Origin of the sequence: Jiangella anatolica (genome assembly GCF_003236295.1) — a bacterium.
GTDB lineage: Bacteria > Actinomycetota > Actinomycetes > Jiangellales > Jiangellaceae > Jiangella > Jiangella anatolica.
On sequence record NZ_POTW01000031.1, the window covers coordinates 21,517 to 43,699 of the forward strand.

The following is a 22,183-nucleotide window of genomic DNA, read 5'->3' on the forward strand; positions in this document are numbered from 1 at the left end:
CCCCACTGCGAGACGCAGCGAAGGCGTCCGTTGTCCGATGGCAGAGTCGAGGCGGAAGCCATGCGCCGAGTCCAGACCGTACGGCGTTGCCAGCGCGTATGGGTTTCTGGATACGCGGACGATATACAGCGCGGCGTTGACTGGGCCGCATGTCGCGCGTGAGTCTCGCAGTCAGGCCGATCGGGGCCGCCGAGCACCTGGCGTTCCTGCGGGCGCAGCGGTCGGTCAACTTCCTGCAGACCCCGGCCTGGGGCCGCGTCAAGACCGAGTGGCGCAGCGAGTCCCTCGGCTGGTACGACGGCGGGCGGCTGGTCGGCGCCGGGCTCGTCCTGCACCGCGCCGTGCCGCGGCTCGAGCGCTACACGCTGGCCTACCTGCCCTGGGGTCCGGTCATCGACTGGACCGGCGAGATCGGCGCGTGGCTCGACCCACTGGCGGCGTATCTCGAGGCACACGGGGCGTTCGCGATCAGGCTCGCCCCACCGGTGCGCACCAACAGCTGGACCGCCGCCCAGGTCAAGGAGGGCGTCGCCGACCCGGACAGCACGCGGCTCACCCAGCTGCCCGGCCGGGCCGACCCGGTCGGCGCCCGCGTGACCAGCCGGCTCGAGGACGCCGGCTGGCTGCCGCGGAGCCCGGAGGACGGCTTCGGGGCCGGGCAGCCGCAGTTCACGTTCGAGCTCCCGCTGACCGGGCAGACCGAGGACGACCTGCTCAGGGGCATGAACCAACTGTGGCGCCGCAACATCCGGAAGGCGGCCAAGGAGGGCGTCGAGGTCACGGTCGGCGCGGACCTGAAGGCGTTCCACGACCTCTACGTCCACACCGCCGAGCGCGACCGCTTCACCCCGCGGCCACTGCGCTACTTCGAGACCATGGTCGCCGCGATGAGCGCCGAGGATCCCGAGCGGATCAGGCTCTACCTGGCGCACCATCGGGGCGACCTGGTCGCCGCCGCCATCCTGGTCCGCGTCGGCGCTCACGCGTGGTACGCCTACGGCGCGTCCTCCACCGAGAAGCGCGAGGTGCGCGGTTCCAACGCCTGCCAGTGGGCGATGATCCGCGACGCGCTGGCCGCCGGCTGCGACGTCTATGACCTGCGCGGCATCACGCCCACCCTCGACGTGGACGACCCGCACGTCGGGCTGGTCCAGTTCAAGGTCGGCGTCGGCGGCCAGGCGGTGCGCTACGCCGGCGAGTGGGACCTGCCGCTGCGGCCGATGGTCTATCGGGCCTTCGACCTCTACCTGAGGCGCCGCGGGTCGAGGCGGCGCCGCGCCCGCGCCTAGTCCAGCGCGGCGGCGACCTCGTCGAGGCGAGCACCGCGAGAGGCCTTGACGAGCACCACGTCGCCGGCGGCGAGCCGGCCGCGCAGCCAGTCGACTGCCGCGTCGTTGTCGGCCAGCGCCACCGCCCGCTCTCCAGCGCCGTCGGCGATCGGCCGGGCGGCCTCGCCGACCACGACCACCACGTCGGCGCGCGAGGCCGCATACTCGCCGACGGCGCGGTGCTCGGCGTCGCTGTCGTCGCCGAGCTCGAGCATCGCACCGAGGACGGCGATGCGGCGCCTGCCTTCGATCGCGGCCAACGCGTCCAGCCCGGCCAGGGTCGACTCGCGATGGGCGTTGTAGGAGTCGTTGAGCAGCGTCGCACCGCCGGTGAGCGTCCGCAGCTCCAGACGCCACTTCGACAGCGAGGCGGTGGCCAGCGCCTGCGCCGCCGCGTCGAGAGCGACGCCGGCCGCCAGCCCCGCGGCCGTGGCGGCCGACGCGTTGAGCGCCTGGTGGGCGCCCAGGAGCGGCAGCGCGACGCGAGCCGAGGCGTCGGCGGTCCGCAGCAGGAAGGACGGCCGGGCGAGCCGGTCCAGCGCGAGGTCGAGCACGCGCACGTCGGCGTGCTCGGCCAGGCCGAAGGTGCGCACCGGGCCCTCGGTGAGCGCGCGCATCGCGACCACCCGGGGATCGTCGGCGTTGAGGACGGCGGTGCCGCCGGGTGCCAGCCCCTGCACCAGTTCTCCCTTGGCCTTCGCGATGGCCGCGCGCGACCCGAACTTGCCGAGGTGGGCCCGGCCGACGTTGAGGACGACGGCGATGTCGGGCGCGGCCAGGCCGGCGAGCGCGGCGATGTGGCCGACGTGGCGCGCCCCCATCTCGATGACGAGGAACCGCGTGGCCGCGTCGGCGCGCAGCATGGTGAGCGGCACGCCGAGCTCGTTGTTGAGCGAGCCGGCCGTGGCGATCGTCGGCGCCGCGCTCGACAACACCGCCGCCAGCAGGTCCTTGGTGCTGGTCTTGCCCTGGGAACCGGTCACGCCGACGACGGTCAGCCGATCGCGCAGCCGGGCCACGACCTGGGCGGCCAGCACCTGCAGCGCGGCCTGGACGTCGTCGACGACGACGGTCGGCAGTGTCGTGGGCCGCGAGCCGAGAACCGCCACGGCGCCGGCCCGGCCGGCCTGGCCCGCATAGTCGTGGCCGTCGACGTGCTCGCCGGCGATGGCGACGAAGAGGCCGCCTGGTTCGGCCTGCCGGCCGTCCAGCACGGCCGGCGCGGTCACCGTCACGGTGCGGTCCCCCACGACCGTCCCGCCGACGGCCGCGGCGATCTCGCCGAGGCTGAGCGCGATCATGCGCTGACGTCGTGGAGGCCGGCGGGAGCAAGGTCGCTGCGATTCATGACGTCACTGAAACCGGCGCGACGTTGCCGGCACGTATGCGGTTTTGGATACGGCGACGATATATTACCCGCCGGTAGCATATCGCGGACGTATCTGAAACCACATACGTGACGGCAACACCGCGTTGCCTTGACTGACGGCATGCCGCACGTCGAGTCCGAACGAACCATGGTCGCACCGGCCGTCGCGACGACGGGCGTCACGATCTACGGATGCGGGCGGGACGAGGACGCCCTGTTCCGGACGGTGGCGTCTCGTCTCGGCCTCGTGCCGACGATCACAGCGGCGGCGCCGTCCGTGGCCACTGTCGAGCTGGCGCGCGGAAACCGCTGCGTCAGCGTCGGCCATCAGAGCGAGGTCACCGCCGCCACGCTGCTCGCGCTCAGCCGGGCCGGCGTCGCGTATGTCTCCACGAGAAGCATCGGCGACAACCACATCGACGTCGACTACGCGGCGAGCGTCGGCATCCGCGTCGAGACCGTCTCCTACTCGCCCGACAGCGTGGCCGACTACACGCTGATGCTCATGCTGATGGCGGTGCGCGACGCCAAGTCCGTCGTCCGTCGCGCGGATGTCCACGACTACCGGCTGAGCGGCGTTCGCGGCCGGGAACTGCGCGACCTGACCGTCGGGGTCGTCGGCACCGGACGCATCGGATCGGCGGTGATCGACCGGCTGCTCGGCTTCGGCTGCCGGATCGTGGCACACGACAGCAACCCCGGCATCGCGGCCGACTACGTTCCGCTCGACGAGCTGCTGGAACACAGCGACATCGTGACCCTGCACACGCCGCTCACCGCGGCGACACACCAGCTGCTGAACCGCCGGCGCATCGAGCGGATGAGGCGCGGTGCGTACGTCGTCAACACCGGACGCGGTGCGCTGCTCGACACCGAGGCGCTCGTCTGGGCGCTGGAGACCGGCCGGCTGGGCGGTGCGGCGCTGGACGTCGTCGAGGGCGAGGAAGGAATCTTCTACGCCGACTGCCGCGACCGGCCCATCGAGAACAGTGCCCTGGTGCGACTCCAGGAACTGCCGAACGTGCTCGTCAGTCCGCACACCGCCTACTACACCGACCACGCATTGCGCGACACCGTCGAGAACTCCCTTGCCAACTGCCTGGCATTCGAAAGAAGGAACCACCATGGATAGGTTGAAGATCGGTGTGCTCTTCGGGGGCTCCTCCGAGGAGCACGGCGTCTCCGTCAAGTCCGCCCAGGAGGTCGCCAAGAACCTCGATCTCGAGCGCTTCGACCCGTACTACATCGGCATCACGAACAGCGGCGCCTGGCTGCTCTGCGACGGACCCGGCGCCGGCTGGGAGAACGGAGGCTCCCGTCCGGCCGTGCTGTCGCCGGACCGGACCGTCCGCGGACTGCTCGTCCTGGACCAGGGGAAGTACGAGACCATCGGCCTGGACGTCGTGCTGCCCGTCCTGCACGGAAAGCTCGGCGAGGACGGCGCGATCCAGGGCCTGCTGGAGCTCGCCGGCATTCCGTACGTGGGCTGCGACATCCAGAGCTCCGCGCTGTGCATGGACAAGTCCCTCGCCTACACCGTCGTCCGGAGCGCGGGCATCGCCACGCCGAACTTCCGGGTCGTCACCGCGGACGAGGACGTCGACGCCGACCGGCTCAGCTATCCCGTCTTCGTGAAGCCGGCCCGTTCGGGATCGTCCTTCGGCGTCAGCAAGGTGTCCCGGAGGGAGGACCTGCCGAGCGCGATGGAGGCCGCGAGACGGTACGACTCGAAGGTGCTGATCGAAGAGGCCGTGGCCGGCAGCGAGGTCGGATGCGCCATCCTCGGGAACGGCCAGGACCTGATCGCGGGCGAGGTCGACCGGATCGCGCTCACCCACGGCTTCTTCAGGATCCACCAGGAGGACGACCCCGAGAGCGGCTCCGAGAACTCGACGCCGATCGTTCCCGCCGACATCTCGGCCGAGTCGCGCGCACTGGTCCAGGAGACGGCGAAGGCCGTCTACCGCGCCCTGGGCTGCGGCGGGCTGGCGCGGGTGGACCTGTTCCTCACCGAGGACGGATCGGTCGTCCTCAACGAGGTCAACACCCTCCCGGGCCTGACCTCGTACAGCCGCTACCCGCGGATGATGGCCGCCGCGGGGATGCCGCTCGGCCGGTTGATCGACCGGATGGTGTCGCTGGCGTTGGCCGGGAAGCCCGATGAACGCTGACTTCGTCTTCGTGGACGAGGTCGTCGCCGGCGTGCGCTGGGATGCCAAGTACGCCACCTGGGACAACTTCACCCGCAAACCGGTGGACGGCTATCTGGCCAACCGGATCGTCGGCACGAAGGCCTTGTGCGCGGCGCTGGAACGTGCGCGCGACGAGGCCGCCTCGCTCGGCTTCGGCCTGCTCCTCTGGGACGGCTATCGCCCGCAGCGCGCCGTGGACTCCTTCGTGCGCTGGACGAGACAACCGGAGGACGGCCGGACCAAGCTGCGGCACTACCCGAACATCGAACGAACGCAGCTGCTCGAGCGGGGTTATGTGGCCGCCAGATCGGGTCACAGCCGCGGCAGCAGCGTCGACCTGACGCTCTATCACCTGACCACCGGCGAGCTCGCTCGCATGGGCGGCGACCACGACCTGATGGACTCGATCTCCCACCACGGAGCACAGGAGATCACGCTGATCGAGGCGCGAAACCGCCGCCACCTTCGCTCCATCATGGAAGCCGCCGGCTTCAGCCCGTACGAGCGCGAGTGGTGGCACTACTCGCTGCGGGACGAGCCGCATCCGGACACCTATTTCGATTTCCCCATCACAGCCTCGAGCACCTGAGACCCCGGGAAGGCCATGCGGATCCGACCGGCAGACACCGCGGACGCGGCGTCCGTCACCGAGCTGCTGCACCAGCTGGGCTATCCCCAGGACGGTGCCGCGGCGACCGCGTCCCGCATCCGCGCCTGGGGCGAGGACCCCTCCAGCGCCGCGTACGTGGCCGATGCCGACGGCGACGTCCTCGGCCTGATCGCCGTGCACATCAGCCCGTTCTTCGAACGAACCGGCTGCTGGGGCCGCATCGTGGCCCTGGTCGTCTCCGAACGAGTGCGCGGCCAGGGCGTCGGCGGCCGGCTCGTCGAAGCGGCGGAGGCGTTCGCCGTCCGGCACGGATGCCTGCGCATGGAGGTCACCAGCTCCGACCGCCGCCACGACGCACACGCGTTCTATCGACGTCTCGGCTATCTCGACCAGAGGGGATCCTCGTCCCGGTTCCTCGGCGACCTGCCCCGGCCGTCATGACGATCGATCCGGGCCCGGCACCGGACGTGACCGCGCCGCGTGTCGTCGTCGCCGGTGGGCATTCGGCCGGGCACATCGAGCCCGCGATGAACCTCGCCGACGCGCTGCGCCGGCTGGAGCCCACCGCCGAGATCACCGCGCTCGGCACCGTCCGCGGCCTTGACACCACGCTCGTCCCGGCCCGTGGCTACCCGCTCGAGCTCATCCCGCCGGTGCCGCTGCCGCGTCGGCTGAACCGAGCCCTGCTGCGCACCCCCGGCAGGCTGCGTGCGGCCGTGCGGGCGGCCGGGGCGGTGCTCGACCGCACGCGGGCCGAGGTCGTGGTGGGCTTCGGCGGCTACGTGGCCGTGCCCGCCTATCTGGCCGCCCGCGGGCGGCGCCTGCCGATCGTGGTCCACGAGGCGAACGCCCGAGCCGGAGTGGCCAACCGGCTCGCGGCCCGGATGACGCCGTACGTGTTCACGGCCGCGCCGGGTGTCCGGCTGCCGCACACGGTCCCCGTCGGGATCCCGCTGCGGCCGGCGCTCACCGGGCTCGACCGGCCCGCCCTGCGCGACGCCGCCCGGAAGCGGTTCGGCCTGCGACCCGACGGTCCGGTGCTGCTGGTCACCGGTGGCTCGCAGGGCGCCCGGACGATCAACGCCGCGGTGTCCGGTGCGGCCGCGGCGCTACGGGCGGCCGGCGTGCAGGTGCTGCACATCACCGGGTCGCAGCACGTGGTCGAGGTCCCGGCCGGCGAACCCGGCGAGCCGCCGTACGTCGTCGTTCGCTACGTCGACCAGATGCGCGACGCCTACGCCACAGCGGACCTCGCGATCTGCCGCTCGGGCGCGATGACGTGCGCCGAGCTGGCCGCGGCCGGCCTGCCGGCCGTCTACGTCCCGCTGCCGGGACGCGGCGGCGAGCAGCGGCTGAACGCGAAGGCGGTCGTCGCGGCCGGCGGCGCGCTGCTCATCGACGACGCCGACCTCGACCCGGCATGGATCGCGGCCACTCTGATCCCCGTGCTCACCGACCCGGAGCGGATCGCGGCGATGACGGCCCGCGCGACGGTGGCCGCCGTCCCCGACGCGGGCGCCGTCCTGGCCCGGCACGTGCTCGCCGCGATCGCCAGGCGGCGCGCAGCCCGCTGATCGTCAGCCGTCCACGGGCGCCGGCCACCTGACATCGCCGTGGCGGCCTGCCCGAGGCGACCGATCAGCGCCGGAGGGTGAGGGTGACGACACAGCCGGGGCCGGGTCCGGCGATGGTGACGTCGCCGCCGTGGGCGAGGGCGATCTGGCGGGCGATCGGCAGGCCGAGACCGGTACCCGGACGGTCGCGGCCGTGCCAGAACGGCTCGAAGACGTGCGGCAGCTCGTCGGCGGGGATGCCGGGGCCGCGGTCGGTGACGACGACGGCGAGCTCGGCGCCGCGGTCCTCGACGGTGACCTCGACCGGGGACGCGGCGGGGGCGTGGCGGACGGCGTTGTCGACCAGGTTGGCCACCGCCCGGCGCACCGTCGCCTCGTCGACCGCGGCCACCAGCCGCGCCGGCGCCGTCACCACCACCGAGACGCCCCGCGACCCCGCCACCACGCCGATGTCCTCGGCCACGGCACGCACCAGCGCGACCAGATCGGCGGGCTGCCGGTCGATGGTGCGGGCCCGGCCACGGGCGTCGACCAGGAGCTCGTCGATGACGGCGCGCAGCCGGGTCGCCGCCCGGCCGGACCGCTCCAGCCCCTCCCGGTACACCGAGAGCGTCGGCGCCGGATGGGCCAGCAGCACCTCGGCGTTCGTCGCCAGCACCGAGAGCGGGATGCGCAGCTCGTGGCTGGTCTCCTCGATCAGCCGCCGCTGGGCGTCGGCCGCATGCTGCAGCCGCTCGTGCATCTCCGCGTACGGTCCCACCGCCCGCCCCGCCCACCACCACGCGACCAGCGCCGACGCCGGACCGAGCGCCAGCACCGTCCCCGTCACCCACGGCGACCACGTGCCCCACGACTCGATCGTGACCTCGACCCCGTTCGCCAGCTCGGTCGTCGTCTCGTAGTCGGTGTAGACGGTGACGCCGTACAGCAGCAGCACCGGCAGGTACATCGCCAGGAACCCCGTCACCGCCAGCCGCATCCGCAGCGACCGCCACCGCCGGCTCACGGCGCCGCCCGCAGCCGGTAGCCGGCGCCGGTCACGGTCTCGATCAGCGGCGGCTGGCCGAGCTTGCGGCGCAGCCGGCTGAGGATCACCCGCACCGACGTCGTGAACGGGTCGGCGTTGACGTCCCACACGTGGTCGAGCAGGTCCTCCGCCGACAGCACCTCGCCGGGGTGGTGCATGAAGTAGCGCAGCAGCGAGAACTCCCGCGCCGTCAGCCGCAGCTCGGCATCGCCGCGCCAGGCCCGGTGCGCGGCCTGGTCAAGGCCGAGCTCGCCGACCCGCAGCGTCGACCCGGCCTCGTCGGCGCGGCGGCCCAGCGCGCGGAGCCGGGCCACCAGCTCGGCGAAGTGGAACGGCTTGACGAGGTAGTCGTCGGCGCCGGCGTCGAGCCCGGCGACGCGGTCGTCGACGGCGTCGCGGGCGGTGAGGACGAGCGTGCGCCGCGGCCGCCGCAGCACGGAGTCACCGCCGAGCCGGCGCAGCAGCTCCAGACCGTCGCCGTCGGGCAGGCCGAGGTCCAGGCAGGCGACGTCGTAGGTGGTGGCGACCAGCAGTTCCTCCGCCGCGGCGCGGGTCGCGGCGTGGTCGACGGCGTAGGACTCGTTGCGCAGCCCCAGCGCCACGACGTCGGCGAGGTCGGCGTCGTCCTCGACCAGCAGGATCCGCACCGTCAGCTCCGCTCCGCCGGCACCGCGCCGTCCGGGCCGGTCACCGTCACGGCGTCGGCATCGAACGTCAGCCGCACGTCGGGACCGGTCCCCGTGGGGTCGACCGGGGCGAAGCCGTCGCCGTCGGTCGCGAGCGTCAGCGCCGGCGGGTCGGTGCCCTCCTCGACGGCGGCCACCACCCCCTTCGCGTCCAGCGCGTACCACACCAGCAGCGGCCCCTCCCCCGTGTCGGCCGTGACGTAGGTGCGCAGCTCGCCGTCGGCGAGCACGGTACCGGCCAGCGCGACCAGATCGTCGCCGAGCAGCGCCGCGACCTGCCGCTCGTGCTCGGCGACGGCCGCGGCGTCGTCCGGCGGGAACAGCGCCGCGACGGCGTCCGCGCCCAGCCCGGCGACCCGCAGCTCGCCGTCGTCGTACGTCACCTGGAACGTCCCTCCCGTGTCGAGCCGGTAGTCGCCGACGATAGCCGCGGCGGCGTCCGGATCGACGGCGCCGCCCGGCGCTTCGGGCGGCGGGATCGGGCCGCCGGTGGCCAGCGCCGGGCCGACGGCGGCCAGCAGCTCCTCCGCGGAGACGGCGCCGCCGTTGGACGCGACCGCGATCGCCCGCTCCGCCGCCGGGACCCACACCACCATCGCGTCGTGGCCGACGTCGCCGCCACCGCCGGCCGCCGCGAGGAACGGCTCGCCGTACGCCGACGCGTCGACCGCCACCCAGCCCGGTGTCTCCGCCTGGCCCTCGCCCAGCTCCACGACGGGCGAGGCCAGCACCTGCGCCGACGACGGCGACACGACCTCGCCGGTGAACAGCGCATGCGTCCACGCGGCCAGGTCCGGCATCGACATCGCCAGCCCGCCGTTGCCGTCCAGCGCCCAGTGCGGCCCGCCGAAGTCGCCGGGCTCCCCGGCCGAGCCGTCCTCCAGGTACCCGACGGCGCGCGGCCCGGACGCGGCCGGCTCGCCGTCCCAGAACCCGGCCGACGGCAGCCCGGCCAGGATGCGCGACGCCGCGTGCGAGCGGTACCCGCCACCCAGCTCCTCGACGACCAGCGCCAGCAGCGTGTACGCGGCGTTGCTGTACTCGTAGCCGGTGCCCGATGCGAACATCAACGGCAGCGCCGAGATCGCCGCCAGCGCGTCCTCCTCCGACAACGGCCGATGGTCCGGCCCGGCCCCGCCGGACAGCCCGCTCGTGTGCGTCATCAGCTGCATGAGCGTGGCGTCGGCGACCGGCCCGCGCAGCGACGGCAGCAGCTCGCCGACCCGGTCATCGGTCGTCAGCGCGCCGGAGTCGGCCAGGTCCAGGATCGCCGCCGCGGTGAACGCCTTCGTCACCGAGCCGATCGCGAACACCGTGTCCGCCGCGTTCGACCGTTCACCGGCCCGATCGGCCAGCCCGTACCCGGCGGAACACACCGGCTCACCGCGCTCGACCACCGCCATCGACCCGCTGAACCCGGCCTCCGCCCACGCCGCCAGCCCCGGATCGCACCCCGGCGGAGCGGACGACGCCGACGACCCCGATGGCGAGTCGACCTCGGACGTGCACGCCGCGAGCACCAGCATGACGGCCACACCCAGGACGGTCAGAAACCTCTTCATACCGCGACCGTAGAAACCTGGATGCGAACCCGGTGTGAACGAGCCCGGCCGCGTAGGCTGACTGACCGTGACGCGCATCGGGGTGGTCGGGACGGAGAGCAGCCACGTCGACCAGTTCCTCCGTCTGCTCAACACCGAGCGCCGCTACGGCGACAGCAGGATCGTCGCGTTCAGCGGCGGCGACACCGAGCGCAACCGCGCCCTCGCCGCGAACGGCGAACAGCTCGTCGACGAGCCACGGGACCTGGCCGGCGCCGTCGACGCCGTCCTCATCTGCTCCCGCGACGGCCGCGCGCACCGGGCCGAGGCGATCCCGCTGATCGAGACCGGGCTGCCGGTGTTCGTGGACAAGCCGCTGGCCGCGTCCGCCGCCGACGCCGCCGCGATCGTCGAGGCGGCCCGGACGCACAGCACACCGCTCTACGAGGGCTCGGCGCTGCGGTTCGTCCCGGCGATCGCCGAGCTGAGCGGCGACCGGCCACTCGCCGTCCACGTCACCGGGCCGGCCGACCCGGCCGGGCCCTACGGCGGGCTGTACTACTACGGCGTCCACCTGGCCGAGACCGCGCTGCAGCTCATCGGCGGCGACGGCGGCAACAGCCCGGGCGCCGTCGACGTGCGGACCGGCGACGACGTCGTCACCGCGGTCACCACCATCGGCGGCGTGCACGTCACGCTGACGTTCGTCGCCGACCCGGCCACGCCGTTCCACGCCACCGTCGTCCGCCCCGGCGGCGTCGTGGCGCGTGAGCTGGCGCTGCCGCGCGACTACACCGCGCCCGTGCTGGACCGTTTCCTGGCCGTCGCCGAGAAGGGCGAGCCGCCGAGCGCCGCCGAGGCGGCCGCGTACGTCGCACCGGTCGCCCTGCTCGACGCCATCACCGACCACCTGGCCTGAGCGGCAGCGGCGGCTACTCGCCCCGGATGATCTTGCGCAGCCGCGCGTACCGGTCCGCGTAGTCGCGCTCCGCTCCGCGCGTCCCCGGTTCGTAGTACTGCTTGTCGACGACCGTGTCCGGCGCGTACTGCTGCCGCACCACGCCGCGTGGGTCGTCGTGCGCGTACGAGTACGACGTGCCATGGCCGAGCTTCTTCGACCCGGCGTAGTGGGCGTCGCGCAGGTGCGGCGGGACCGCCCCGGCCAGCCCGGCCCGCACGTCGGCGACCGCGGATCCGATCGCGCGCACCACGCTGTTCGACTTGGGCGCCAGCGCCAGCGCGATGACCACCTGGGCCAGCGTGATCTGCGCCTCCGGCCAGCCGATCAGCTGGACCGCCTGGGCGCCGGCGACGGCGGTCTGCAGCGCCGTCGGGTCGGCCATGCCGATGTCCTCGCTGGCCAGGATCACCAGGCGGCGGGCCAGGAACTTCGGGTCCTCGCCGGCCTCGGCCATCCGGGCGAGGTAGTGCAGGCCGGCGTCGACGTCGCTGCCGCGGATCGACTTGATCATCGCGCTGGTGACGTCGTAGTGCTGGTCGCCGTCGCGGTCGTAGCGGACGGCGGCCCGGTCGACCGCCTTCTCGGCGACGTCGAGGGTGATGACGCCGTCGACGGCTCCCCCGGCGGCCGCCTCCAGGTACGTCAGCGCGCGCCGGGCGTCGCCGCCGGAGAGGCGGAGCAGGTGGTCGTGCGCGTCGTCGTCGATCGTCACCGTGCCGTCGAGGCCTCGGTCGGAACGAAGCGCCCGGCTCATCACCTCGCGGATCGCGTCGTCGTCCAGCGGCTCCAGCGTCAGCAGCAGCGACCGCGACAGCAGCGGGCTGATCAGCGCGAAGTACGGGTTCTCGGTGGTCGCCGCGACCAGCGAGACCCATCGGTTCTCCACGCCGGGCAGCAGCGCGTCCTGCTGGGTCTTGGAGAAGCGGTGCACCTCGTCGACGAACAGGACGGTGCCGGGGCCGCCGCGGGCCAGCTCGCGCCGCGCGGTGTCGATGACGGCGCGGACGTCCTTCACCCCGGCGGTGACGGCGGACAGCTCGACGAAGCGGCGCTGCGTGGCCCGGCTGACGACGTAGGCCAGCGTGGTCTTGCCGGTGCCGGGCGGGCCCCACAGCACCAGCGCCATCGGCTGGTCCTCCTCGACCAGCCGGCGCAGTGGCGTGCCCGGCCCGAGCAGGTGCTGCTGGCCGACGATCTCGTCCAGCGTGCGCGGGCGCATCCGCACCGCGAGCGGCTTGCCCGCGACGTCGTCGTCGGCGCCGGACAGCGAGCCCGCGGGCACCGACGGCGCACCGCCGCCGAACAGACCCTCCTGCTCCATGGTCACTGACTCTAGGGGGTGTCTGACGGAGATGGTGGATGCGGGCGGCGTCCAGGCGCCGGTCCAGCAAGGCGGAGGAGGAGATCGATGCGGTGCCATCGGGCGACAACGACAACGCAGCTGGTCGGCGTCTGGGCGTCGATCCGCGCCGCCGAGCTCCGTCAGACACCCCCTAGCGACGAACCTGGTCGCGGCACTGCCGCACCACCCGCACGACCTCGTCGCGCTCGGCGTCGTCGAGCTCGGCCGGCCGGTACGGGTCGACGGAGAACTCGTCGGGCAGCAGCCCCTCGTCGGCGGCGATCCACATCATCCGCTGCACGTAGCCGTCGTACGGCGGCCGGAACGTCACCCGGGAGACCTCGTCGACGATCGCCGACACCTCGAGGAACCGGGCCGCCGCGTCGCGCGCCGACGTGTGCACCGCCGCCGCGAACGTCTCCACCGCTGCGACGGAGATCTGCACCGCGGCCGCCGCCAGCCCGATCAGCGCGCCCTCGGCGCCCCACATCAGCGACGCGCCGAGCATGCGGTCCTCGCCGGTCAGCACCAGCAGCCCGCGGGAGCGGGCGGCGGCGATGGTCTCCTGGCAGGCGATCGCGTCGTGCAGGCGGGCCGGCTTGAACGCACACACCGCCGGCAGGTCGAGCACCCGGCCGAGCGTCTCCGGCGAGTGCGGCCGGGTGTAGAGGTCGAACGCGACCAGCGGCAGCCCGGACGCGGCCGCGATCGCCTCGTGGTGGGCGACGACGGCGTCGGGGTCGGTCGCGGACGGCGGGAACACCAGCAGCGCGTCGGCGCCGGCCGGACCGGCCGCCGCGGCCCACTCCAGGTCGTCGCCGACGCCGGCCAGGACCGGCACGCCGAACGTCGCGGCGCGCCGGACCAGCTCGGACTTCGTGGCGACGGAGAGACGGTCGCCGCGGCCGGTGTGCGCCGCGATCGCCAGCCCGCCCGCCCCACCGCGGACCAGTTGCCCGAAGTAGGCCGCGCAGACGTTCGGGTCGGTGCTGCCGTCGGCCCGCATCGGGGTCGCCGCGGCGGCCACCACGGACCACCGCAGTCGCCCGGTCAGCTCCGCGACGTTTCGCGTGTTCCCCACCGATGCAGACTATCCACTGTCGTGCGCCGGCCGGTCACGAGCACTGCCCGCGGACGGGTCCGGCGATCTCGTTGTCCGAGATCAGCGGCGCCGGATCGTTGCCGGAGCACGACAGCCCGCCGGACACCCGGTTGCCGTCGAACCGCACGCCGCCGGTGTTGCCGGCCAGCGAGACCGACCCGCTCACCACCGAGTCCGTGATCGAGACGGCGCCCGTCGTGCCGGTCACCGTGACCGGTCCCGACACGGAGGACCCGGACAGCAGCAGGCCACCGGACCGGACGGCGCGCACCGGCCCGGCCACCGTCGAGTCCCGCACCACCAGCGAGGCGCCCGGCGACACCGTCACCGGCCCGGACACCGTCGCCCCCGAGACACACGTCGTGCCGGACTCCGCCCGCAGCGCCCCGTCATGCGGCCCGCCGACCGTGACGTCGCACAGCGGCTCCGTGGCCTGGAACGACGTCCACAGCGCGCCCCGGGTCGAGAGCCGGCGCGCCTCGACGGTCAGCTCGCCGGACCGGTCCAGCGGCACGGTGAAGGTCAGGCTTGCCGTCCCACCGGCGTCGGCCCGCACCGTGCCGAGGTAGCGAGCCGACGGCCGCAGCCACAGCTCGACCTCCTCGCCGGCGCCGAGCCCGGTCAGCGCGACCGTCTGCGGCCGTCCCGCCGGCACCGTCTCAGCTTCCGCAGAAACACCAGCCGCCGGCCGGGCACTCGGCGTGTACTCCCAGTACTTCAGGTCGCGCGCGATGAACACGTTGCCGTTGTTGTGCAGGAACCCGTACGACGCGGGCTGGAACACCCGGGCCCGGTCCAGCGTCACCGGGTCGATCGTGTACATCCGCGCCTGCGAGACGACGTAGAGCCGGTCGACGTAGGGGTCCCACCACAGCCGGGAGCCGACGTGGGCGTACGCGACGGTGTCCCACGGGTACGGCTCGTAGTTGCGCCGCGCCTCGACGGTCTGCGTGGCGACGTCGAGCCGGAACACCGACACCGTCGTGTGGCTCCACAGCTTGCCGCTCTCGTCGAACGCGAGCTCGCCGATGGCGCCCTCGCCGGGCATCGGCACGATCTCCCAGAGCTTGCGCCGCTGCTCGATGTCGTAGGCGAAGACGACGGCGTCGGTCTCGGTCGGCCGCGGCCCGCCGACGCCCCCGAACACCGACGTCGCGCCGTACAGGACGCCGTCCCGGTAGGTCAGCGACACGACGCTGTGACCGGGCACGACGTCGGTGAACCAGGACTCGCCGGTGCTGGTGTTGAGCAGCGTCAGGCCGCCGCCGGGTGAGCCGTTCTTCGCGACGGTGCCGATGGCGAGGTGGTCACCGGCCGAGGCGAGCGCGAACGGGCGGGACTGGCCGTGGTCCTCGTACAGCCGCAGCACCGGCTCGGGGTTGACGCCGGGCTCGGCCGGCTGGTCCGGGTCGTAGCGGAGGATCTCGCCCCACGGGTAGGTGCCGATGTAGAGCGCGCCGTCGTGGGTGACCATGCCCTCGGACTGGCTGACCTCCTCGGCGAGCTGGGCCTTCGCGCCGGTCACCGGGTCGTAGCTGGCCAGCCCGCCGGCGAGGAAGGTGCCGGTGTAGAGCAGGCCGTCGGGGCCCTCGGCGATCGAGCGGACCGGGCCGGGTGCGGCGACGGCGTCGGCGGTGCGCTGCTCGGACCGGCCGGTCTGCGGCGAGTACACGAAGTAGCGGCCGACGTGGTTCAGGCCGACGAGGGTCTGGTCGGGCCAGTCCGGGCTGCCGAGGTCGGCGAAGTCGAAGCCGCGCACGTCGCCGACCCCGGTCAGCGAGGTGGCCGCGTAGGTGCGATCGACCAGGTCGTACGTGTGCAGCGTCCGGTCCCGGACGAAGTAGACGGTGCGCCCGTCGGCCGCCACGGGCGAGACGGACAGGCCGTACGCGTCCGGGATCGACTGGATCCAGGCGCCGGCGTCGAGGTCGTAGACGTGCAGCGGCGCGGGCGCGCCGGAGTTGCTGATCCGGGCGAACAGCAGCCGGCCGCGGACGTCGAGGTCGTACACGCCGGCGGCCGGGTCGGCGCCCGGTGGGAGCCCGAGGTCGCGCCGCGCGCCGGTCGCCGCGTCGATCTCGATGACGCTGGTCGACGTGTGGGTGCCGGCGTAGACCTTGCCGCCGGCCGCGGCGATGCCGCGCACGATCAGCGGGTCGGCCGTCGGCGCGAGCGAGCCGACGTTCGTCGTCGTGCCGGTGGCCGGGTCGTACCGGAACACGTTCGCCCTGGACTGGCCGGTGCCGCCGTAGACGACGCCGTTCTCGTCGTGCGTGATCGACCACACGAACGTCTCGCCGGGCACGGCGACGCCCAGGTTCTCGACGGCCGCGGCGCCCGGCCGGTACCGGTACACGCGGCCCTCGCCGTAGCTGCCGATGTAGACGTCGCCGTTCGGGGTGACGTCCACGGCCCAGGAGCCGGACGCGCCGGTCAGCGGGAACTCGTGCACCCGGTGTCCGTCGCGGGCGTCGACGACGCTGAGCACCGCCGGGCTGCCCGACGACACGAAGTACAGCCAGGGCTCGCCGCCCGGCCCGGGCCCCACGGCCGACCCGGGCGCGGTGACGGCGTCCATGGGCATCCCGCCGATGTCCTTGAACGTCGGGTACTCGACGGCGTCGGCGACGGCGGTCAGCGTGGCCGCCGCGACGAGCACGGCGGTCAGCCAGGTGAGCAGGCGTCGCATCAGGCCTCCTTGCACTGGCCGGCCACCGGGCCGGCGACGTCGAGGTCCTCGAGCACCGGCAGTGGCTCGTTGCCGGTGCAGCTCAGTGGGCCGGTCACGGTGAGGCCGTCCACCGTCGTACCGCCGGTGTTGGACACCAGCTCCACCGGGCCGTCCACCGTCGTGCCGTCGATCCACACCCCGCCGACGGCGCCGGTCACCGACAGCGGGCCGGTCACCGTCACGCCGTCGAGCTGGACGCCGCCGGCGCCCACCGCGCGCACCGGACCGCGCACCGCCGAGTCCTCCGCGACGAGGACCGCACCCGGGCTGACCTGCACCGGGCCGTCGATGCTGGCGCCGTCGAGGCAGGTGGTGCCGGCCTGCACGGTCACCGGGCCGGCGTGCGGGCCGGTCACCGTCACGTCGCAGACCGGCTGCGGCCGCAACGCGAAGTTCCACCGGTACAGCGCCGCGCCGCGGGAGTAGTACAGGTTGCCGGCACCGTCGCTGGCCAGCGAGGCCACGCCCGACGACGCGAGGCGGGTGACGGCCCAGCTCTCGGGGTCCACCCGCCACAGGCTGCCGGAGCTGGTCACGTACAGGTAGCCGTCGCCGCGGAACACCAGGTGCCGGTCGTGCCCGTACATGCTGGTGCTGCTCGGGAAGAGCTGCTCGGCGCGGGTCACCGAGCGGGTCGCCGGATCGTAGGTGAACAGCGTCCCGTCCGAGACGCCCCACAGCATGCCGTCGGCGTCGAACGTCAGCCCGTTCACCGCCCGTCCGCCGGGCACCGGGACGATGCTGGACAGCACCTCGCCGGTGGCGGGGTCGGCGACGAACAGCTCGGCCTCGGTCGCGACCGGGTCGATGCCGTAGCCGCCGTTGACCGACGTGCCGCCGTAGACCAGCCCGTCGCGGGCTGCGACGGAGACGACGCTCTGGTCCGGCACGACGTTGCGATGCGTCACCACCTCGCCGGTCGCGGGGTCCCACAGGCTGAGCGCGCCGCCGAGCCGGCCCGACTTCGGCACGCTGCCCACCGCGATCAGGTCGCCGACCTGGGCGAACGACTGCGGCCGGTCCTGCTCGCCGCCGATCGTCGCGGCCGGGCCGGGGTTGGTGCCCATGCTCCACGGCCGGGTGGTGTCGAAGTCGAGCAGCCCGGCGTTCGGGTAGCGGCCGAACACCAGATGGTCGCCGTACGTCCCGAAGCCCTCGACCTGCCCGGCGCCGGCCAGCAGCGTCGTCGCGCCGGTCGCGGGGTCGAATCGGGCCATGCCGGGCGGCGACAGGAACGCGCCCACGTACACCGCGCCGTCCGGGCCGACGCCGAGCGCGGTGATGGAGTTCGGCGCGCCCTGCAGGTCGTCCTCGCCGATGTAGCGCGCCGCGTGAGTCTGCGGGTTCCAGATGTAGATGCGCCCGTAGTAGTAGGTCATCGCCAGCGACAGCCCCGGCATCGCCGGGTCGTCCAGGTCGACCCAGGCCCAGGTGCCGGGGAACGCGTTGGGCGCCCAGCCGACCGGTGTGTAGGTGAGCGTGTCGAGGTCGTAGGCGACGACTCCCACGGAGGCGATGCGGAAGTACACGTGCTTCCCCGCCGGGTCCGGCGGCGAGATCGCCCGGCCGGAGATGCGCGGCACGATGTCGACGAACTCGCCGGTGACCGTGTCGTAGACCAGCAGGTCGTTGGAGGGCTGCACCCGCAGCAACAGGTAGTCGCGGGCCAGCGTCATGTCGTAGACGACCTCGTGCGTCTCGTACTGCGCCGGCAGCGCGACCTGGTGGAACTGCCCGGTCGCGCGGTCGAAGCGGGTCAGCCGGGCCCGCGGCTGCGTGCCGACCCAGACGCTCTCGTCGTCGACGGCCAGGGCACGCGCGTAGGTCTCGCCCGGCACCGCCTGACCGTGGTTGGTGAACGCGCCGGTCGTGGGGTCGTACGAGAACAGCTCGCCGCCGGGGTACGTCCCGCCGTAGATGACACCGTCGGGTGCGGCCGCCAGCCGCCAGATCCCCTCGCCCGGGTACGGCACGCCCAGCGCCGTCACCGCGTCGTCACCCGGCGTCCACGAGTACAGCTGGCCCTCGACCATGCCGAAGTAGACGGTGCCGTCGGCGGCGCTGAACGTGCTGGCCCAGCTGTTCACGCCGGCCGGGAGCCGCTCGGCGAACACCACCTCGCCGCTGCGCAGGTCGGTCGCCTGGAACATGCCCGGGGTCTCCGGGTTGCCCGCGGTCACCCAGTACGCCTGCGGCCGTCCCTCGGCGTCGACGCCCTGGGACTGGTCCTGCGACAGCACGCGGCTCGCGATCGGGTATCCGAGCGACTCCTCGGCGCCGACGACCGGCGCGATGGGCGCGGCCGGCGCGGCGGCCGGGGCGGCCGCGACCGCGAGCGGGACGACGAGTGCGGCGACCAGTGCCGCCAGCATCGGTCGGTGCAGCCTCTTCACGGGCGCTCCTTTTCGGTCCGGTCCGTTAGGCGCACATCCTGGCAGTCACGGTCGACCTCGGGCAAGACCCCTCAGGCAATGCAATTACGGTCTTGCCCGATATAGCGTCTCTCGATAGCCTCCGGGGCAGTCCACCCCGTCCGTCCCCCTCGGAGGTCCCGCCCATGAGAGCCTTCCTTTCCGGCTCGGCCGCCCTGGTGCTCGGCCTCGCCGCCGTCGCGCCGGCGGCCGCCGAGCCCGCACCGGACGACGCCCCGCCGCCCGGCGAGGTCACCTCGCTCGGCACGCCGCTGCAGGACGTGCTGCTGATCGGCGGCACGGTCGGCGCCGGCCCCGACGGCACCCCGGTGCTGTGGAGCGCGTCGTCCGGCGCGCCGGCGCACCTCAACGCCGTCGACCCGGCGACCGGGACAGCCGTGGCCCGGTTCGACCTGCCCGGCGCGGGCGGCTCCTGGGCCGTCGACGCCGGCGCGGACGGCTCGGTCTACGTCGGCACCTACGGCTCGGCCGGCCTCTACCGCTGGACGGCGGCCGGCGGCGTGCAGGCGCTGGGCAACCCGGTCGCCGGCGAGACGTTCGTGTGGGACGTGTCGGTGGCGGACGACGGCACGGTCTACGGCGGCACGTCGCCGGGCGGCAAGCTGTTCTCGTACGACCCGGACACCGGCGCGTTCCGCGACTACGGCCGGGTCTCTGCGACCCATGCCTACGTGCGCAGCGTCGCGGTGCACGGCGACACGGTCTTCGCCGGCACGGAGAACCCGGCCGCCGTGTACGCCGTCGACCGGACCACGGGCGCGAAGACGGCGCTGCCGACGCCGGCCGGCCTGGACGTCGCGACCGCCTGGTCCTACGACGTCGACGTCGTCGGCGACCACCTCTACGTCCGGTTCGGCACCGCGTCGCCGAGCCCGCTGTACGTGTGGGACATCGCCGCCGGCCGGTGGGTGGACGACATCCAGACCGCGCACGGGCTGGAGCCGTCGCCGCCGGACGAGCAGGGCCGGGTCTACCTGATCGCGGGCGGCGAGCTGGTCCGGTACGACCCGAGCGACGGCAGCACGACGTCCACCGGCGTGCCGGTGACCGGCCGGGTCGCGAACACCCGCGGCATCGGCTGGGCCGAGCTGGGGCTGCCGGACTACCCGGGCCGCAGCATCGTCGGCCTGCTCTGGCGCGGGTTGATGTTCCGCTACAACCCGCAGACCGGCGCGCACTCGTTCGTCCAGACCTCGATCCAGGGCGAGCCGATCGACATCACCGCGCTCAGCGAGGGCCCGGACGGGCGCATCTACGCCGGCGGCTTCCTCAACGGCGGCTTCGCGGCGGTCGACCCGGACACCGGCGTGCGCGAGGAGTTCCACACGTTCTCCCAGTCCGAGGCGATGACGACACACGACGGCCGGCTCTACGTCGGCGCCTATCCCGACGCTCGGGTGTACTCCTACGACCCGGCGCTGCCATGGCACAGCCCGGAGTACTCGCCGTCGCCGGTGCCGGGCGCCGCGGACAACCCGCGCCGGCTGTTCGACCACAAGGCCGACCGGCAGATCCGGCCCCGGGCGCTGGAGTCGGCCGGCGACTATCTGGCCGTCGGCACCATGCCCGACCTCGGCGAGCTCGGCGGCGTGTTCGCGCTGTACGACGCGGCGTCCGGCACCCTGGTGCACTCCCAGCGGGACCTGATCGACGACGAGAGCGTCGTCGCGCTGGCCTACCGCGACGGCGTCGTCTACGGCTCCACGAACATCTACGGCGGGCAGAGCGCCACGCCGCCGACGCAGCCCGAGGCGACCGTCTTCGCCTGGTCGGTGGCCGAGCGGCGGCTGCTGTGGGAGGCGAACCCGGCGCCGGGCAAGGCGGCCATCCCGGCGCTGGAGTTCGACGCCGACGGCCGGCTGTGGGGGCTGTCGGGCACCGACCTGTTCGCCCTGGACACCGCGACCGGCGCGGTGGTCGAGCGCGTGGGCTTCGGGACCAGCTCCAGCAGCTCCGGCGATCTCGTGCTGAACCCCGCCGACGGGCTGCTGTACGCCTCGCCGGCCGGGAACCGGCTGGTCCGGGTCGACCCGTCGACGCACGCCGTCGAGCAGCTGTGGACCGGCAGCGTGTCGCACCTGGCCGCGCACAGCGGCGGCGACGTGTACCTCTCGTCCGGCCACGAGCTGCTCCGGTTCACGCCGCGCTGCACGACGACGATCACCGGCACCCACCGCGGCGAGCTGATCGCGTCGGCCGGGACGCTCTGCCTGGAGGACGCCGACGTGCTCGGCTCGGTCACCGTGACCGGCGGCGCCGGGCTGCGGATCTCCGGCGGCGCCGTCTTCGGGTCGGTGACGGCCGACGGCGCGTCGCCGGTGGTGATCTCCGGCGCGACGGTCCGCGGGGCGGTCTCGCTGGTCGACGGGCCGGCGCCGGCGGCGGTGATCTCCGGTTCGACGATCTTCGGGTCGCTGGACTGCTCGGGCAACGCCGAGGCGCCGACCGACGACGGCGTGCCGAACCGCGTCCGCGGGTCGCGGTCCGGGCAGTGTGCGACGCTGTGACTTCTTCTCGGCCGGCGGAGGGGTAGGCATGAAGGTCCTGGTCATCGGCGGCGCCGGCATGGTCGGCAGCAACGTGGTCCCGCACCTGGCCCGGCGGCACACCGTCCGGGTGCTGGACCCGCGGCCGCTGGACCTGGACGGCGTGGAGTCGGTGACCGGCGACGCCCGCTCCCCCGGCGACGTCGCGGCCGCGCTGGAGGGGATCGACGGCGTCGTGCACATGGCCGCCGCGATCCCCCGGCTCGGCACCTACGAGCCGGTCGTCAACCACCTGGCGTTCGAGGTCAACGTGGCGTCGCCGCACCTGGCGATGTCGTTGGCCTCGACCGCCGGCGCGCGCTCGTTCGTGCACGTCAGCACGATGTCGGTGTTCGGCGACTACGCGACCCGGCCGATCGACCCGGCCGGCGTGCCGGACTCCGCCGAGGTGTACGGGCTGACCAAGCGGCTGGGCGAGCAGGTCGTCGCCGCGCTGTCGTCGTCGCTGGGGCTGGCGGCCTGCTCGCTGCGGCTGATCTTCCCGACGCCGGACGCGGACTGGCCGCTGTGGCGCTCGCCGGAGGGCCACCCGCCGCGGGAGATGACGATGCGCGACGGGTCCGGCCGGCAGATCCCGGCGCTGGCGGCGGCCGACCTCGCCGCGGCGATGGACCGAGCGCTGGAGTGGCCCGGGCCGTGGCGGCCGTTCACCGTCACCGCCGATGTGAGTGGCGTCTCCGTCGCCGCCGACGACACGCAGGCCGTCCTGGGCTGGCGTCCGCGGCAGGTGCTGGCAGACTGA

At 73.7% G+C, this 22,183-nt stretch carries 17 protein-coding genes; 9 read left to right on the forward strand and 8 right to left on the reverse strand.

Annotation, left to right across the window (positions count from 1 at the left end; all coding sequences use genetic code 11):
- The first annotated feature begins 149 nt into the window (after positions 1-149).
- A complete protein-coding gene (locus C1I92_RS14710; RefSeq protein WP_111255409.1) occupies positions 150-1,289 on the forward strand; it encodes a lipid II:glycine glycyltransferase FemX in 1,140 nt (379 codons plus the stop codon).
- Here the strand turns inward: C1I92_RS14710 and C1I92_RS14715 are convergent.
- On the reverse strand, positions 1,286-2,629 hold the full coding sequence (locus C1I92_RS14715) for a UDP-N-acetylmuramoyl-tripeptide--D-alanyl-D-alanine ligase (protein WP_111255410.1): 1,344 nt from the start codon (positions 2,627-2,629) through the stop codon (positions 1,286-1,288). The genes C1I92_RS14710 and C1I92_RS14715 overlap by 4 nt on opposite strands.
- 216 nt (positions 2,630-2,845) lie before the next feature.
- Between C1I92_RS14715 and C1I92_RS14720 the strand changes: the two genes are divergently transcribed.
- The 5 genes from C1I92_RS14720 to C1I92_RS14740 are packed head-to-tail and all read left to right on the forward strand — an operon-like array spanning position 2,846 to position 7,073.
- Positions 2,846-3,829 carry an NAD(P)-dependent oxidoreductase gene (locus C1I92_RS14720; RefSeq protein ID WP_111255440.1) on the forward strand — a complete coding sequence of 328 codons (984 nt, stop codon included), beginning with the start codon at positions 2,846-2,848 and terminating at the stop codon, positions 3,827-3,829.
- Positions 3,822-4,868, forward strand: a complete 1,047-nt coding sequence (vanA, locus tag C1I92_RS14725) for a D-alanine--(R)-lactate ligase (RefSeq protein WP_111255411.1) — start codon at positions 3,822-3,824, stop codon at positions 4,866-4,868. The genes C1I92_RS14720 and vanA overlap by 8 nt, the downstream gene beginning before the upstream one ends.
- Complete coding sequence (vanX, locus tag C1I92_RS14730) at positions 4,858-5,478, forward strand: D-Ala-D-Ala dipeptidase VanX (RefSeq protein ID WP_111255412.1); 621 nt, start codon at positions 4,858-4,860, stop codon at positions 5,476-5,478. The genes vanA and vanX overlap by 11 nt, the downstream gene beginning before the upstream one ends.
- 15 nt (positions 5,479-5,493) lie before the next feature.
- The gene (locus C1I92_RS14735; RefSeq protein ID WP_111255413.1) at positions 5,494-5,940 is read left to right on the forward strand and encodes a GNAT family N-acetyltransferase; all 447 of its coding nucleotides are present in this window, start codon (positions 5,494-5,496) and stop codon (positions 5,938-5,940) included.
- On the forward strand, positions 5,937-7,073 hold the full coding sequence (locus tag C1I92_RS14740; protein ID WP_111255414.1) for a UDP-N-acetylglucosamine--N-acetylmuramyl-(pentapeptide) pyrophosphoryl-undecaprenol N-acetylglucosamine transferase: 1,137 nt from the start codon (positions 5,937-5,939) through the stop codon (positions 7,071-7,073). The genes C1I92_RS14735 and C1I92_RS14740 overlap by 4 nt, the downstream gene beginning before the upstream one ends.
- Positions 7,074-7,137: 64 nt before the next feature.
- On the opposite strand, the gene C1I92_RS14745 is transcribed toward C1I92_RS14740, so the two are convergent.
- Genes C1I92_RS14745 through C1I92_RS14755 form a run of 3 tightly spaced genes read right to left on the reverse strand, consistent with a single transcriptional unit; the run spans position 7,138 to position 10,348 of the window.
- Positions 7,138-8,079 (reverse strand): sensor histidine kinase, encoded by a 942-nt coding sequence (locus C1I92_RS14745; protein WP_111255415.1) that lies wholly within the window; start codon positions 8,077-8,079, stop codon positions 7,138-7,140.
- The gene (locus tag C1I92_RS14750) at positions 8,076-8,747 is read right to left on the reverse strand and encodes a response regulator transcription factor (RefSeq protein WP_199521241.1); all 672 of its coding nucleotides are present in this window, start codon (positions 8,745-8,747) and stop codon (positions 8,076-8,078) included. The genes C1I92_RS14745 and C1I92_RS14750 overlap by 4 nt, the downstream gene beginning before the upstream one ends.
- 2 nt (positions 8,748-8,749) lie before the next feature.
- Positions 8,750-10,348 carry a serine hydrolase domain-containing protein gene (locus C1I92_RS14755; RefSeq protein ID WP_158564138.1) on the reverse strand — a complete coding sequence of 533 codons (1,599 nt, stop codon included), beginning with the start codon at positions 10,346-10,348 and terminating at the stop codon, positions 8,750-8,752.
- Positions 10,349-10,415: 67 nt separating this feature from the next.
- Between C1I92_RS14755 and C1I92_RS14760 the strand changes: the two genes are divergently transcribed.
- Positions 10,416-11,246, forward strand: a complete 831-nt coding sequence (locus C1I92_RS14760; RefSeq protein ID WP_158564139.1) for a Gfo/Idh/MocA family oxidoreductase — start codon at positions 10,416-10,418, stop codon at positions 11,244-11,246.
- A gap of 13 nt (positions 11,247-11,259) precedes the next feature.
- Here the strand turns inward: C1I92_RS14760 and C1I92_RS14765 are convergent, their stop codons facing one another.
- From C1I92_RS14765 to C1I92_RS14780, 4 genes are all read right to left on the reverse strand, one after another.
- Positions 11,260-12,609 (reverse strand): replication-associated recombination protein A, encoded by a 1,350-nt coding sequence (locus C1I92_RS14765; protein WP_111255418.1) that lies wholly within the window; start codon positions 12,607-12,609, stop codon positions 11,260-11,262.
- Positions 12,610-12,781: 172 nt separating this feature from the next.
- Positions 12,782-13,711 carry a dihydrodipicolinate synthase family protein gene (locus C1I92_RS14770; RefSeq protein WP_111255419.1) on the reverse strand — a complete coding sequence of 310 codons (930 nt, stop codon included), beginning with the start codon at positions 13,709-13,711 and terminating at the stop codon, positions 12,782-12,784.
- 34 nt (positions 13,712-13,745) lie between these two features.
- On the reverse strand, positions 13,746-16,421 hold the full coding sequence (locus tag C1I92_RS14775; RefSeq protein WP_111255420.1) for an SMP-30/gluconolactonase/LRE family protein: 2,676 nt from the start codon (positions 16,419-16,421) through the stop codon (positions 13,746-13,748).
- Entirely contained in the window at positions 16,421-18,856 is a 2,436-nt protein-coding gene (locus tag C1I92_RS14780; protein ID WP_146605147.1) for a hypothetical protein, read from the reverse strand. The genes C1I92_RS14775 and C1I92_RS14780 overlap by 1 nt, the downstream gene beginning before the upstream one ends.
- Positions 18,857-19,020: 164 nt before the next feature.
- Here C1I92_RS14780 and C1I92_RS14785 point away from each other — a divergent pair, with 164 nt between their 5' ends.
- Positions 19,021-21,402, forward strand: a complete 2,382-nt coding sequence (locus C1I92_RS14785) for a ligand-binding sensor domain-containing protein (RefSeq protein WP_111255422.1) — start codon at positions 19,021-19,023, stop codon at positions 21,400-21,402.
- Positions 21,403-21,430: 28 nt separating this feature from the next.
- Complete coding sequence (locus C1I92_RS14790) at positions 21,431-22,183, forward strand: NAD-dependent epimerase/dehydratase family protein (protein WP_111255423.1); 753 nt, start codon at positions 21,431-21,433, stop codon at positions 22,181-22,183.